15 protein-coding genes are annotated in these 13,897 nt (G+C 67.2%); 4 read left to right on the forward strand and 11 right to left on the reverse strand.

Features of this window, described 5'->3' with window-relative positions:
- Positions 1 to 401: 401 nt before the first annotated feature.
- The 11 genes from QNA08_RS05265 to QNA08_RS05315 all read right to left on the reverse strand — a co-directional run bounded on the left by QNA08_RS05265 (position 402) and on the right by QNA08_RS05315 (position 10,662).
- Positions 402 to 713, reverse strand: a complete 312-nt coding sequence (locus QNA08_RS05265) for a GYD domain-containing protein (protein ID WP_283739618.1) — start codon at positions 711 to 713, stop codon at positions 402 to 404.
- Between the two features lie 471 nt (positions 714 to 1,184).
- Complete coding sequence (locus tag QNA08_RS05270) at positions 1,185 to 2,162, reverse strand: type II secretion system F family protein (protein WP_283739619.1); 978 nt, start codon at positions 2,160 to 2,162, stop codon at positions 1,185 to 1,187.
- Positions 2,163 to 2,189: 27 nt separating this feature from the next.
- Positions 2,190 to 3,170 (reverse strand): type II secretion system F family protein, encoded by a 981-nt coding sequence (locus QNA08_RS05275; protein WP_283739620.1) that lies wholly within the window; start codon positions 3,168 to 3,170, stop codon positions 2,190 to 2,192.
- 19 nt (positions 3,171 to 3,189) lie between these two features.
- Entirely contained in the window at positions 3,190 to 4,659 is a 1,470-nt protein-coding gene (locus tag QNA08_RS05280; protein WP_283739621.1) for a TadA family conjugal transfer-associated ATPase, read from the reverse strand.
- 38 nt (positions 4,660 to 4,697) lie between these two features.
- Positions 4,698 to 5,963, reverse strand: a complete 1,266-nt coding sequence (locus QNA08_RS05285; protein ID WP_283739712.1) for a CpaE/TadZ family protein — start codon at positions 5,961 to 5,963, stop codon at positions 4,698 to 4,700.
- A gap of 8 nt (positions 5,964 to 5,971) precedes the next feature.
- Positions 5,972 to 6,700: a CpaD family pilus assembly protein gene (locus tag QNA08_RS05290; protein WP_283739622.1), complete on the reverse strand. Its 729-nt coding sequence runs from the start codon at positions 6,698 to 6,700 to the stop codon at positions 5,972 to 5,974.
- A 25-nt stretch (positions 6,701 to 6,725) separates the two neighbouring features.
- Positions 6,726 to 8,279 (reverse strand): type II and III secretion system protein family protein, encoded by a 1,554-nt coding sequence (locus tag QNA08_RS05295; RefSeq protein WP_283739623.1) that lies wholly within the window; start codon positions 8,277 to 8,279, stop codon positions 6,726 to 6,728.
- Positions 8,280 to 8,283: 4 nt separating this feature from the next.
- Positions 8,284 to 9,078 carry a Flp pilus assembly protein CpaB gene (cpaB, locus tag QNA08_RS05300; protein ID WP_283739624.1) on the reverse strand — a complete coding sequence of 265 codons (795 nt, stop codon included), beginning with the start codon at positions 9,076 to 9,078 and terminating at the stop codon, positions 8,284 to 8,286.
- A 107-nt stretch (positions 9,079 to 9,185) separates the two neighbouring features.
- Positions 9,186 to 9,692, reverse strand: coding sequence for an A24 family peptidase (locus tag QNA08_RS05305; RefSeq protein WP_283739625.1), 507 nt, complete (start codon positions 9,690 to 9,692; stop codon positions 9,186 to 9,188).
- Positions 9,693 to 9,817: 125 nt separating this feature from the next.
- Positions 9,818 to 9,997 (reverse strand): Flp family type IVb pilin, encoded by a 180-nt coding sequence (locus QNA08_RS05310; protein ID WP_283739626.1) that lies wholly within the window; start codon positions 9,995 to 9,997, stop codon positions 9,818 to 9,820.
- A 485-nt stretch (positions 9,998 to 10,482) separates the two neighbouring features.
- Complete coding sequence (locus QNA08_RS05315; protein WP_283739627.1) at positions 10,483 to 10,662, reverse strand: Flp family type IVb pilin; 180 nt, start codon at positions 10,660 to 10,662, stop codon at positions 10,483 to 10,485.
- A gap of 446 nt (positions 10,663 to 11,108) precedes the next feature.
- Here QNA08_RS05315 and QNA08_RS05320 point away from each other — a divergent pair, with 446 nt between their 5' ends.
- The 4 genes from QNA08_RS05320 to QNA08_RS05335 all read left to right on the forward strand — a co-directional run bounded on the left by QNA08_RS05320 (position 11,109) and on the right by QNA08_RS05335 (position 13,829).
- Positions 11,109 to 11,600 (forward strand): pilus assembly protein N-terminal domain-containing protein, encoded by a 492-nt coding sequence (locus QNA08_RS05320; RefSeq protein WP_283739628.1) that lies wholly within the window; start codon positions 11,109 to 11,111, stop codon positions 11,598 to 11,600.
- A 301-nt stretch (positions 11,601 to 11,901) separates the two neighbouring features.
- Positions 11,902 to 12,438, forward strand: a complete 537-nt coding sequence (locus QNA08_RS05325; protein ID WP_283739629.1) for a TadE/TadG family type IV pilus assembly protein — start codon at positions 11,902 to 11,904, stop codon at positions 12,436 to 12,438.
- The gene (locus QNA08_RS05330; protein WP_283739630.1) at positions 12,438 to 13,034 is read left to right on the forward strand and encodes a TadE/TadG family type IV pilus assembly protein; all 597 of its coding nucleotides are present in this window, start codon (positions 12,438 to 12,440) and stop codon (positions 13,032 to 13,034) included. The genes QNA08_RS05325 and QNA08_RS05330 overlap by 1 nt, the downstream gene beginning before the upstream one ends.
- Before the next feature lie 165 nt (positions 13,035 to 13,199).
- Positions 13,200 to 13,829, forward strand: a complete 630-nt coding sequence (locus tag QNA08_RS05335; RefSeq protein ID WP_283739631.1) for an HAD family hydrolase — start codon at positions 13,200 to 13,202, stop codon at positions 13,827 to 13,829.
- Positions 13,830 to 13,897: the final 68 nt, after the last annotated feature.

Below are 13,897 nucleotides of genomic sequence, written 5' to 3' on the forward strand. Positions count from 1 at the left end.
CGACCGGGTTGTCGACGGTGTGGGCGTCGCGAAGCGCGTGGCACGCCCGCAGTCGACGGTCGTCGAAGGAATGCTGGGGGGCACCGTCGTTGCCGTTTCGAGGTGCTGCGCCTGACCCCGCTCAACCACGCCCGCGCGATCCGGCATGCTGACGCGTGACGGTTGCACGCGGCGGCGGCGCGATGCCGGCCATCGGTGAGGCGTGCATCAACGCCCTTTCGGCGGGCAGAGCAACGATTGTCATGCCGGCAAGAAGGCCCGGTCCCTGTCGGCAACGGTTCAGGCGGATGGCATGGCCCGCGCACGAGGGTGCTAACCGCCCTGCGCGGGAGCCCCGAACCCACCTTCACCGGCGCAGTCCATGTCGGCGGAGGAGCCTCGCTGGGCTGGCCTGCGGTTGCTCAGGGCGCCGTGCCCGGCAGATCTCGAATGAGGTCCTTGAAACGATCCCATTCGGTGGCCGCCCAGATCTCGGTCTGTGCGTGGCCGAACGTGCGGATGAGCGTCGAGACCTTGGTGGCCGTCTCCACCCCGTCTGCCCGGAATATGTCGACATAGTCGTGCGGCCCGAGCACGGCGTAGCTGCCGAGCCACTCGACCGTCGGGCACTGCTCGCGGATGCGGGCCATCACCTGCTTCTCGAGCTCTTCCAACGCCTTCGGTGCACGCACCGCCTCCGGGCTGATGCGCGTCAACATGACGAATACGGGCATGACCGACCTCCCGGTGCGAGGTCCCACACTCGCGGCATCGCGCCCGACGGGCGCTGAACCCGCAAGCCGCCCGGGACGGCGCGACCATCCTCGTCGCGCCGTCCCGGGCGGCAGGTAGTGTCGCACAGCCTGCCCGCACCCGAAATGACCCGCCTCGACACCAGCCGCCTCGCCGGCGTGGACGACACCTCCGCGACCGTTGGGCAACCCGGACCTCCGCCTCGGATCGGCCGCATTCGACCGGCCTTGGCCGGGCGAAGCCAATCTGCGCCGTCACGCAGCTGTCCGACGGAGAGCTGATACGGTCCGGCCGGGAAGCTGGGGGAGATCCCTCAGACCGATCGGGTTGATATGAACATGCGCCATGCGCATGGCAGTCTCGTTTCCATGAGATGCAGTGGGATTGAGCCTCATTTCAAATGAAACAGACTCAATCAAAATGAGCTCATACAAGAATTGTATGTAGAAATTCTATTTCCAGCCGAAGACCTGGATCAGGGCCGGTGTCAGGATCACCACGAAGAGCACCGGCAGGAAGAAGATGATCATCGGTACGGTGAGCTTCGGCGGCAGGGCTGCGGCCTTCTTCTCGGCTTCGGTCATGCGCTGGTCGCGGCTCTCCTGCGACAGGACGCGCAGCGCCTGGCCGAGCGGCGTGCCGTAGCGCTCGGCCTGGATGAGGGCCGTCACCACGCTGCGCACCGGCTCGAGGCCGGTGCGCATGCCGAGGTTCTCGTAGGCCTGCCGCCGGTCGGGCAGATAGGACAGCTCGGCGGTCGTCAGCGTCAGTTCCTCGGCGAGCGGGATCGACTGGGTTCCGACCTCCTGGCTCACCTTGCGGAAGGCGTGCTCGATCGACATGCCCGATTCCACGCAGATGAGCAGCAGGTCGAGGGCGTCCGGCCAGGCGCGCCGGATCGACTGCTGCCGCTTCTGGATGACGTTGGCAAGGTAGATCTCCGGCGCCTTGATGCCGAGATAGGCGGCGAACAGCGCGATCCCGAAACGGATCACCGGCGGCTGGCTGAAGTCGACGAGGACGAAGACGTAGAACAGCGTGAAGAGAAACAGGCCGATCGGCATCACCATGCGGAAGAACAGGAACGCGACCTCCGCCTGTTCGCCGCGGTAGCCGGCCATGGTGAGGCGCTGCTTGGCCGTGTCGGTGCCGAGCCAGCGGCCGAGATTGAAGCGCTCGACGGCCTGCTTCATGTAGGCCTTGGGCTCCTGGCGCAGGCTGACGCGCTGCTGGGCCTTGGCGAGGCGCTCGCGCTCGCGGGCGCGGATCTTGTCGCGCTCGACGGAGACGGCCTTCATCCGCCGGCCGAGATTGTCCGTTTCGACGAAGGGCATGGCCACCGTCACCACGGTGGCTGCCGCCGCAACGGCGGTGAGCACGGCCAGCAGGAACTGCGTGTCGCTCAGCCTGTCGTAGATCGCAGCGATCATGTCCCGGTGCCTTCCGCCCTCTTTCCCTCAGAAATCGAAGGAAATCATCTTCTTCATCACGGCCATGCCGACGATCATCCACAGGCCGGCGACGACGAGACTCAGCTGGCCCACCTGTGTCGTCCAGAGAAGCGAGACGTATTTCGGGCTCGACATGTAGACCATTCCGCCTACGATGAAGGGAAGGGCACCGATGATCATCGCCGATGACTTTGCTTCCGCGCTCATTGCGGTGATCTTGCCCTTCATCTTCTTGCGGTCGCGGATGACGCGCGAGAGGTTGCCGAGCGCTTCGGAGAGATTGCCGCCGGACTTCTGCTGGATGGCGATGACGATGGAAAAGAAGTTCGCTTCGGCCACGGGCACGCGCTCGGGCAGGCGGGCAACCGCATCGCTGACCGGCAGCCCGAGCGCCTGCGACTCGACGACGAAGCGAAATTCGGAGCGGACGGGTTCCGCCGCTTCGTTCGCGATGATGCGCAGGCAGTCGCCGAGCGGCAGGCCGGCCTTGATGCCGCGCACGATGACGTCCACGGCATTGGGGAACTCGTCCATGAACTTTCGGATGCGGCGCTGGCGCAGATAGGCAAGCAGCCAGTGGGGCAGGCCGAGCCCACCGATGACGAGCCCGCCGAGGCCCATCACCGCATGGCCGGACAGGACCAGGAGGAGGAGGCCCGTCGTGAAGCCGATCACGCCGCTCACGACGAAGAAGCGCTGCCGCGTCCAGGAAAGGCCGGCGCGGGCGAGCCGCGTCTCCAGCGTGGCCTTGTGACGCGCCTTCTCGCGCGCTTCCATCTCCCTGAGGCTCTGGGCGACCTGCTCGCGGCGGCTTGCGGCCGCCATCGCGCCCCGGTCGAGGACGCGCTGCGTGTTGGGGGCGGTGAGGGCCTTCTTGCGCTGCTCGGCCTTCTTCTCCCCCGAGAGCAGCGGATAGAGGAACACGTAGGCGACGCCGCCGGCCGCGACGGTCGCGAGGAAGGCCACCGCGATCTGGCTCAGGTCCACGTTCCGCCGCTCCCCTGCCTCACACCGTCTCGTCCACCTCGCGCCGCTCCATGGCATCCAGCGCGTTGGCGAGGCGCTGCTCCTCGCCGAAGTAGCGGGCGCGATCCCAGAAGCGCGGGCGGCCGATGCCGGTCGAGCGATGGTGCCCGATGAGGCGACCGCTCGCGTCCTCGCCGACGATGTCGTAGGCGAGGATGTCCTGGGTGATGATGACGTCGCCCTCCATGCCCATGATCTCGGTGACATGCGTGATGCGGCGCGAACCGTCGCGCAGGCGCGCGGCCTGGACGATGACGTCGACCGAGGCGCAGATCATCTCGCGAATGGTGCGCGAGGGTAGCGAGAAGCCGCCCATGGTGATCATGGATTCGAGGCGTGACAGCGCCTCGCGCGGGGAGTTGGCGTGCAGCGTCCCCATCGAGCCGTCGTGGCCCGTGTTCATCGCCTGCAGGAGGTCGAAGGCCTCGGGGCCGCGGACCTCGCCGACGATGATGCGCTCCGGCCGCATGCGCAGGCAGTTGCGCACGAGATCGCGCATCGTCACCTGCCCCTGGCCCTCGAGGTTCGGCGGCCGCGTTTCCAAGCGCACGACGTGCGGCTGCTGGAGCTGCAGCTCCGCGGCGTCCTCGCAGGTGATGATGCGCTCGTCGTGCTCGATGAAGCGGGTCAGGCAGTTGAGCAGCGTCGTCTTGCCCGAACCGGTGCCGCCGGAGATGAGCGTGTTGCACCGCACGCGCCCGATGATCTGCAGGATCTCGGCGCCCTCCCTGGAGATCGAGCCGAAGCGCACGAGATCCTCGAGGGTCAGCTTGTCGCGCTTGAACTTGCGGATGGTGAGCGCCGGGCCGTCGATGGCGAGCGGGGGCACGATGACGTTGACGCGCGACCCGTCCGGCAGGCGCGCATCGCAGATGGGCGAGGCCTCGTCGACACGCCGGCCGACCTGGCTGACGATCCGCTGGCAGATGTTCATCAGCTGCTGGTTGTCGCGGAAGCGCACATTGGTCAGCTGGATCTTGCCGCCGACCTCGATGTAGGTGCGGTTGGCGCCGTTGACCATGACGTCGGCGATGTCGTCGCGCGCGAGCAGTGGCTCCAGGGGGCCGTAGCCGAGCACGTCGTTGCAGATGTCGTCGAGCAGGTCCTCCTGCTCGGCAATGGACATGACGACGTTCTTGAGCGCGATGATCTCGTTGACGATATCGCGGATCTCTTCGCGGGCGCTGTCGGCGTCGAGCTTGATCAGCTGGGCGAGGTCGATGGCCTCGATCAGCGCGCCGAAGATCATGCTCTTGGTCTGGTAGTACTCCTCCGACCGCCGCGTCTCGATCGTGAGCGGCGTCTGCGCCGCCGGCTGCGGGCGGGGGGGCGGGGGCGCCCCCGCGAGGTTGGCCGCGGGCACGGCCGCAGGCGCGCCGCCGACGGCGGGAGCCGGCCGCGTGGGCGCGGAAGTGGAGGTGCCGCCTGGGGTCGACCGCTTGCCAAACATTCTGTGGCGACCTCGTTGGCCTTGAGTCCCGTGTCCAGTTACGCCCGCCGCAGGGCGAGCTTGGCCAGCAGCGGCTCGAACAGCGCGCTGCGCGAGCGGCGCGGCCCGGTCCGCCCTGTGATCGCCGCGGCGAGCTCCACAAAGGCCTCGGCGATCTTGCCGCCGGCCTGCACCTCGGCGATCATCTGGCCGTTGTTGGCGGCCGTGCCGAAGAGCTGGGCGTCGAAGGGGATGCTGGCGGCGATGTCGATGCCGAGCGCCTTCGCAAATTCGGCAACAGCGATCTCCGGGCGCTTGGGCAGGCCGATCTGGTTCATGACGAGTTTCGGGAGCCGATCGTTGGCCCGCGTCTGCCGGAGCAGGTCGAAGAGGTTCTTCGCGTTGCGGAGACTGGCGAGATCGGGGGCGGCCACGACCACGATGTCGTCGGTTGCGATCAGCGTATGCCGCACCCAGGCCGTCCACACGTGCGGAACATCGAAGACCACCGCGGGCATGATGTTGCGCAGGATGTCCGCGAGGCCGTCGAGCGCTGTCTCGGGCAGGTCGCAGGTCCGGTCGAGCATCGCCGGCGCGGCGAGCAGGCTCAGGTTGTCGCTGCATTTCGACAGCAGGCGCTCGACCAGGGCCGTGTCCAGGCGGTCGGGGGCGAAGACCGCTTCGGCGATGCCCTGCGGCGGGTCCTGGTTGAAGTCGAGGCCGGCAGTGCCGAAGGCGATGTCGAGGTCGGCGATGACCGTCGCAAGGCCGATGTTGCGCGCGATCGCCCAGGCGAGATTGTGCGCGATCGTGGAGGCGCCGACGCCGCCCTTCGCGCCGACGACAGCGATGGTCCGTCCGATCGGGTCGGCGCCAGGCGCATGAAAGATCTCGGAGACGGTGCTCACCACCGTGAGCGCGTCGATCGGCGTGATCAGATATTCGCTGACCCCGCGGCGCATCAGCTCGCGGTAGAGGATGACGTCGTTGACATGGCCGACGACGATGACCTTGGTGCCGGGGTCGCAGACTTCGGCGAGGGCGTCGAGGTGGGTGACGATGGTGCTGGGCTCGCCGCTTGCCTCGATGAGGATGACGTTGGGCGTCGGTGCGTGGCGATAGGCCTCCACCGCTGCCGTCGCCCCGCCCATCTGCACCTTGAGAAGCGCCTTCTGCATGCGCCGGTCGCCCGCCGCGGCCTGGACGGCTGCGGCGAGCTCCGCCGTTTCGCAGAAGGCCTGCAGCGTGATGTGCGGCACCGGCGCGATCACGCGGTCTCCCGCGCCCTCGGCCTGTCCGGCCGGTGCTGCGTCCGGCCCGAGCATCGCCCTCATCAGTTGCTCCCCACGGCCTGGTTGATCTTCGTCGAATCCTGCTTGTACTGCGTCGACGGATCCTGCGACTTGCGCCACTTCTCGATGGTGTTGAGACGCTTGGCCGTGTCGACGCGGGTCTCCGGGCGTGCCCGCACGAGATCGAGCGGATCGGCGACCTGCGCGGCGAGATTGGCCTGATAGGCGCAGCCGAGGTTCCAGTGAGGCTCGTTTCTCCAGGTGGCGAGCCTGGCGCCGCCGGCGAGATCGGCCGGCCATTCACCGCACTGACTCGCGACCCTGGCTTGCAGGGCGCGGTAGCTCAGCCGGATGGTCGATGCGAGTGCCGGGTCGGCCGGGCGATAGGAGGCGACGGCGAGGGAGCGGCCGGGGACACCGGCCTCCGAGAGCGTCTGGCGGATGGCGCCGAGCGTGCTGGCGACCGCCGCGTCCTCGCCGGTGCCTGTCGGCACGTAGGCGGTGAGGCCGCTCTTGCCCGTGCGCCGATAGTCGAGGGCGAAGTCGCGCAGGTCGCCGCGCTGGCGCGGGTCGAGCCCATGGCCGCGCGTGACGAAGACGTCGAGCGTCTTCGCCGCGTCGGCCAGCGCGATCGGATGCCGCTCGCGATAGTCCTGCGGCATGGTGGCGCCGGTCACGATGCGGTCGGCGCCGCAGGCGGCGAGCGGCAGGGCGACGGCCGCAAGGGCGGCGAGCCGCAGCGGAGGGAGGAGCGTGGCCGGCTTCGTCATGGCGTCCTTCGTGCTCTCCCGGTCCTCAGTCGTTGATGAAGCCGACGCGGCCGCGATAGCCCTGCGGCGGCGCCTTGGCGCCCGTCGCGCCGTAGATGCGGTTGAGGCGCCCGAGAAGGACGGTCTGCGGGTCGGTGGCGTCGACGAAGCCTTCGTCCGGCCGCGTGACCTCGCCCGGGTTCATGGGCCTTGCGATGTAAGGCGTGACCGAGATCATGAGCTCGGACTCCTGTCGCTGATAGTCGCGCGAGCGGAACAGGACGCCGAGCACCGGGATGTTCATGAGGCCGGGAAAGCCGTTGATGGCCTGGCGCGAGCCCTGGAGGATGAGACCGGCTGTGACGAGCGAGGCGCCGGAGGGCAGCTCCACCGTCGTCTCCGTCTTGCGCACCTTGAAGCCCGGCACGTTGATCTGGTCGAAGCGGATCTGGTTCTCGAAGTCGAGGTCCGTGACCTCGGTGGCGACGCGCAGGCTGATGCGCCCCTCCGAGAGGACGACGGGCGTGAAGTTGAGGGTGACGCCGAAGGGCTTGTACTCGACGCCGATATTGCAGGTGCGGCGGCCGATGATGTCGGTGTCGCAGTCCTGGCTCTTCGGCACGGGGATCTCGCCGCCGGCGAGAAATTTGGCGCTCTCGCCGGAGATGGCCGTGAGATTGGGTTCGGCGAGGGTGCGCATGACGCCCTGCCGCTCGAGGGCGCGCAGGGTGAAGTTGTTCGGGGCCGCGGAGCGCAGCCCGGCGCCGATCTGGGTGTTCGACAGGACCTGGTTCTGGATCGAGAACGGGTTGTCGAGCAGGAAGCTGGTCTTGAAGTCGCCGATCTGCCAGGTGCCGAAGGAGTTGATGCCGAGCTGCTTGAGGACGGAGCGCTGCACCTCGGCCACCGTGACCTTGAGCATCACCTGATCCTTGCCGCGGACGGTGAGCGAGTTGATCACCTTGCCCGTCACGGTGGCGGGGGCGATGCTGATCGACGCCGCGCCGGCGGAGGTGGTGCCGGCGCTGCCTGTGGCACCGGGCTGGCTCTGGCCGACGAAGGCGTTGGCGATGTCCACGGCGCGCTGGGCATCGGCGGCGGAATCGACGGTGCCGACGAGCAGGACGGAATCGCCGGCGGGCTTCACCTCGATGGCCGCCGTGGGCAGGGAGGCGCGCAAGGTCTGGCGCAGCGTCGTCAGATCACGCCCGACCGTGATCTCGAAGGCCGCGATCTGACGGCCCTCCGCGTCCATGACGAAGATCGAGGTGGCACCGTCGGCCATGCCGATGAGGAAGACCTTGCGCGTCGAGCGCACGACGGCATTCGCCACCTTCGGATTGGCGACGAAGACCTCCTTGGCGTCGCGCGGCAGGTCGACGATGAGAGACTTGCCGATGGACAGGTCGATCCGGCGGGCGACCGCCTGCTCGTGGGCGCCGACGTTGAGCTGGGGGGCGGCCACGGTCTGCGCCCCGGCGGGGGCGAGCCCGGCCGCGGCGGCCGCGAGGCAGGCGGCCAGGAACGGCAGCGCGCGGGCGCGCCTTTGCGCAGGAATGCGGCGCTCCATCTCGGGCCTATCGTCGATCGGCAGCGGCATGATGTCAGCGCCTCGGGGTCTGTTTCGGCACGCCGTAGCGCACGACGGTGAGGGCGCCGTCCTCCGCCGAGGCCAGGGGGATGCCGGTCTGATTGACGTCGGCGAGAGAGCGCAGGACGAGCGAGATGTGGCCCACCTTCTGGGCGAGCGTCAGGACCTCGGCCTGGGACGGGTCGACCTCGAGCGTCGCCGTCTCGCCGGTGACGACCTTGTCGCCGTTGCGCTCCTGCACGGTCTGGCCGATGGCGAGCACGCGCACGTTGCGCAGGATCGTCTCGGACACGTAGACGTCGATGCCCTGCGCCTTCGAGGCTTCCTCGTCGCGGTAGGTGCGGATGACGTCCACATGGTCGTTGGGCAGAACGAAGCCGCCGGCCGAGGAGGCGCCGCGGTTGTCGATGGAAATGGCGACCGCGCGCATGCCCGATGGCAGGATCGCCGACATGAAGCCGGTACCGTCGGTCTTGATCAGCCGTTCGCTGCGCACGGGTTCGCCGTTGAGCAGTGCGGTGCGGGCGATGGCGCCGGTCAGTTCCTCGATGGCGCCGGGGCGGTCCTTGCGCAGGATGACGCCGGGCGGCACGGAATCGGCCGGCCAGGCCTGCCAGCGCAGGTCACCGGCCTTGAGGCCGTTGCCCATCGGCACCTCGACCGCCGTCACCAGCACGTCGCTCGTGTTCGGGCGCGGTGCCTCGACCTTGACGACGGGAGCGGGCGCCTTCTTGCCGGCGGCGAGATAGGCGGCCGCAACACCGGCGACGAGGGCGATGCCGAGGACGAGCAGGCGGGCAGGCTTCATGGGTGATCGTATCCGGGCGACGGCCTCCCACGCCGTCGGGCGGATTTGATCAGCCAATCGTCAACTTATGGTTAATCGACCGTATCCGGCGCCTCGGGGCCGTTCCGTCAGAAGGCTGCGGCTGCCTTCCAGATCGCCGAATGCGGATAGACGACGAGCCCGGCGAAGGCGAGGGCTATGCCGTAGGGAACGCCGGTCTTCGGGTGGTGCAGGCGCGCCGCCCACTCCCAACCGAGGGCAAATCGCGGCAGCGGCACGCTGCGCACCAGGAGCAGGGCGAGCGTCAGCAGGCCGCCGGCGAAGGCAGCGAGCAGCAGGTAATCGAGAAGGGAGCCGAAGCCCAGCCAGAGCGCGGTCGCGGCAGCGAGCTTGGCGTCGCCCCCGCCGATCCAGCCGAGAGCGAAGAGCGCGAAGGTCGCAGCCAACACGAGCGCGCCGGCCAGGATGTGCATCCCGATGGCGGGAAGCGGCAGGCCGCTCGCGAGCGCCACGACGAAGAAGCCGGCGCAGAGCGCGAGGCTCAGGCGGTTGGAGATCGTCATGGTGACGAGATCGCTCGCGGCGGCGAAGGCCATGAGCAGGGGAAAGGCTACAAGGGCGAAGATCGCCATCATCGGGTTGCCCAGACTCCTCTCGGGGATGCTGGCGCACGCGGCGCGCCGAAAGCGCCGGCCGCGTGCGCAGGAAGAACGCCCTTCGCTGGTGGCAGAGCCAGGGGGCGGCTCTGCCGAGCGAGCCGTCAGCTCGCCTTGGCTCCCGCGAGGGCCGTCTTGATCGCTTCGAACTTCGCCTTGAGGTCCGTGCCGATGGCGCTCACCGCCGCGATGATGACAACGCTGATCAGGCCAGCGATCAGGCCGTATTCAATGGCGGTCGCGCCCGACTCGTCCTCGGCGAAACGGGAGAAAAGTGACTTCATGGAATGAGCTCCTTCAGTACCACGGTTTTGTCCGCCGCCCTTCATTGCACGGTGGGCCGATCGGAACCGCGGGCGACGGTAGCCATTCCCCCCTTTCGCCGAGGTTAAAGTGAACTGCGAAAGAGCTCTGTATCCGCCAGATTTCGATGCTGGTTAAATGTCTATTTCTGCGGTATCTATTCTGGCAGAAAGTCATAATTCTCCAAATGCCTGGCTCTTTCCGGCTCTGTATGGCGCGGTGACGAAGGGGCAATCCGGGCTCGACGCCCGACAAGTCGGACGTGCCTTCCGGCCCGGCCGGGCCGGAAGGCGCTCTTGGACATCGAGGTCGTTCCGAGGCGTTGAAGCAACGGTCGTTCCTCTCTCCTTCTCCGAGCAGGGCGGGATCGTGCTCATGGTGGCCCGGGCCTCACGGCATCTGCCGCCCGGCCGAGCACGATCGGCGTTCCCGCCGATCGGCTGCGTCTGGGCCTGCGCAGCCGTCGTCAGGCCGGCTTGGCGCCCGAAAGGGCGTTCTGAATGGCTTCGAACTTCGCCTTGAGGTCCGTGCCGATGGCGCTCACCGCCGCGATGATGACGACGCTGATCAGGCCGGCGATCAGGCCGTACTCGATCGCCGTCGCGCCGGACTCGTCCTGGGTGAAGCGGGAGAGAAGAGACACCATAGAGATTGCTCCTTGCACCACGGTTTTCGTCCGCCCCCCCCTCGTTGCCTCGCGGGTCGATCGGAACCGGTGCAACGGTAGCGATCCGCTCTTTCGTCCTGGTTAAAGTGAAATCGGCAAACTCAATGTATTTGCGAGAATTGTCCGATGGATGATCGCGCGGCCGTATTTGCAGGTAGTATAGTATTTTTCGTGTCTATTATGATTGATAGTGGTGTTTTAATACCATAATGTCGCGCATCTGCCAATCAGCTTCCGTGCCGAGGAACTGGGTTTTCAAGCAAGGAGCGCTCGTCGCCGCGAGCGCAAGTTGGCGGTCGGGGATGCGCCCAGGATGGTGCCTTGGCACCTGCGATGTGGCTCGCCGTGACCGGGTTAGGCAATCCTTCACCATTCCGGGCGATGGTGCAGCGAAGGAGCAGCCGGCTCGTGTGGGGACAGGGATCATGCCGAGGCGCCGTAGCGAGGGTCGTGTCGCGCACCGCCTTCCGGCGCGCCTTCTCGGCGTGGCTTGGCTCGCATTAGCCGCCCTATCGGCCGTCGCGTCGGCCGCCTCGCCGGATGCCGTCGACGTCGTGGTCGATCAGGCCAAGATCGTGCGCCTGCCCGAGCGGGCGCAGACGGTGATCGTCGGCAACCCCATGATCGCCGACGTCACAGTGCAGAAGAACGGCATCCTCGTCGTCACCGGCAAGAGCTACGGCGTGACGAACCTCATCGCCCTCGATGCCACCGGTAACATGCTGGCGGAATCGATGATTCGCGTGCAGGCGCCGAGCGAGGCGATCATCACCGTCCAGCGCGGGCTCGAACGCGAGTCCTATTCCTGCACACCGAACTGCCAGCCGTCCGTCATCCTCGGCGACAACAACAAGTATTTCGGCGAGATCAGCGGCCAGGCCGGCCAGCGCAATTCCCTCGCCTCCGGGAGGCAGTAGCGCTGCCGCCTCCGGGGTTCGTGCTTCCCGTTCCTTCCCGCCAGCCAGCATTCTTCCATCCGGGGATCGCTGCCGCGCGCTGTCGGTCGGCGTCGACCGCATTTCGATGATTCATCTAACGGAACGGCAAGACTTTCACACTATCGATGGGCTCGGCGACTCGGAGGAGGGGCAGATGAACCCGTTCATTCAGCCCCGCACATCCGAATGATCAGCCCGGGAGCCCGGCAGAGGCGACGAGGAGCGAATGCACAAGGCTGCAGATCGCGGCATTCTGGCGCACGGCAGGCGATGGGGGCGCATGTTCCGCCGCGACCGGCGTGGTGCGACGGCGATCGAATTCGCGCTGGTGGCCTTGCCCTTCGCTGCATTGCTCTTCGCCGTCCTCCAAACGGCCATCGTCTTCACCGCCGGGCAGGTCCTCGAAACGGCGGTGACCGACGCCGCCCGCCTGATCCTCACCGGGCGGGCGCAGAATGGGGGCTTCGATGCGGCGCGCTTCAAGCAGGAGCTGTGCGCCCATCTTCCCGCCTTCGTGAGTTGCGACAAGGTCGCCATCGACGTGAAGACCATGGACGCCTTCCCGATCGGCGGCGTGCCGCTGCCTATCAAGGACGGCAAGCTTGATACGACCGGCTTCGGGTTCCAGCCGGGAACCCCGGGGCAGATCGTCGTCGTGCGTGCCGTTACCGAGTATCCGGTCTTCATCCCCTACTACCCCTCGCCGATCTCCAACCTGGCGAACGGCAACCGCCTGCTGATGGCCACGGCCGCGTTCCGCAGCGAACCGTTCCAGCCGGCCGCGCCATCCGGCGGTTTGGGTTCCGGGTCACCCTGATGACGATGCACGGGTCTTTCCACGTCATCGCGCGACGCACAGCGGCGAGAGCGAGCGATCTGCCCGCCAACGTCGCCGGGGCGTCAGCCATCGAGTTCGCCCTCGTGTTTCCCCTCCTTGTCGCCATGTTCTTCACGCTGGTGGAGCTTGCGGACGGCTGGGGCGCGAAGCGCAAGCTGTATCCCTTGACGCGCACGTTGGCGGACCTCGTGGCGAGGACGAACACGGTCAACCAGTCCGACCTGAAAAACGTGTTCAATGCAGCGAGCGCCGTCATGCAGCCCTACGAGAGCAAAGATATCCGCATGCGGATCACCAGCATCGATATAGATGCCGCAGGAAAGGCAACGGTGCTCTGGAGCTGCGGCTTTGGCCTCGATCGTCTGCCAAAAGGAGCCGGAGTGACCCTGCCCGACGGCATTGCGGTGCCGGGCAGGACACCGAGCATCATCCGCGCGGACACGGAATTCCACTACACGCCCACCATCGGCTATATGATTACCGGCACCATCGTCATGCGGGACGAAATCTACATGACGCCGCGGCTCGTCCCGCGCGTGGGACTGGCCGACAGCTGCCCTCCTCCCCCGACCTGAGTTGGTTGCAAGCGATCACCCGCCGGGCTAGAGCATTTTCCGCCGAGGTGGTCGCCGGTTCGGCGAAGAAAATGCTCTATTCTCAAAAAGATAGACGCACTTCCCGATTCAATTGAATCGGGAAGTGCTCCAGGAACGCCCCGACGCTCCGATAGGCTCAGGAACATGCACGCCCCCGCACCGTCGCCTGCTCGCATCGTCGTCTTCGACATCGGCAATGTGCTGATCGAGTGGGACCCCCGCCATCTCTACCGGAAGATCTTTGGCGGCGACGAGGGCAAGGTCGAGGCGTTTCTCGGCACGGTCTGCACCCCGGCGTGGAACCTTGAACAGGACCGCGGCCGGCGCTGGGCCGATGCGGTGGCCGAGCTCTCGGCCGCCTTCCCGCAGTGGCGGGCGGAGATCGCCGCCTATGACGAGCGCTGGCACGAGATGGTTCCCGGGGCGATTCAGGGCACGGTCGCCATTCTCGATCGTCTGCGCAGCGCGGGCGTGCCGACCTACGCCATCACCAACTTCTCCGACGAGAAATTCGTCGAGGCGCGGTTGCGCTTTCCCTTCCTCGAGGGCTTTGAGGGCATCGTCGTCTCTGCCGAGGTGGGGCTCCTCAAGCCCGATCTCGCCATCTACAGCCTGTTCCTCGACCGCTATGGGCTTGCGGCCGGCGACTGCATCTTCGTCGACGACAGCCCCCGCAACGTCGCGGCCGCGCGCGCCGTCGGCATGCACGCCCACCACTTCACCACGCCCGATGCCTTCGCGGCCGAGCTGAGGGCGCACGGCTTCCCCGTATAGGCCGGCGCATCGGCGCGAGACCCTCGCCCTCCCGACTTGCCGACGAAACAGGAACGGCCGCCCCTCCG

The sequence above is a fragment of the Chelatococcus albus genome, from assembly GCF_030067675.1.
Classification (GTDB): Bacteria; Pseudomonadota; Alphaproteobacteria; order Rhizobiales; family Beijerinckiaceae; genus Chelatococcus_A; species Chelatococcus_A albus.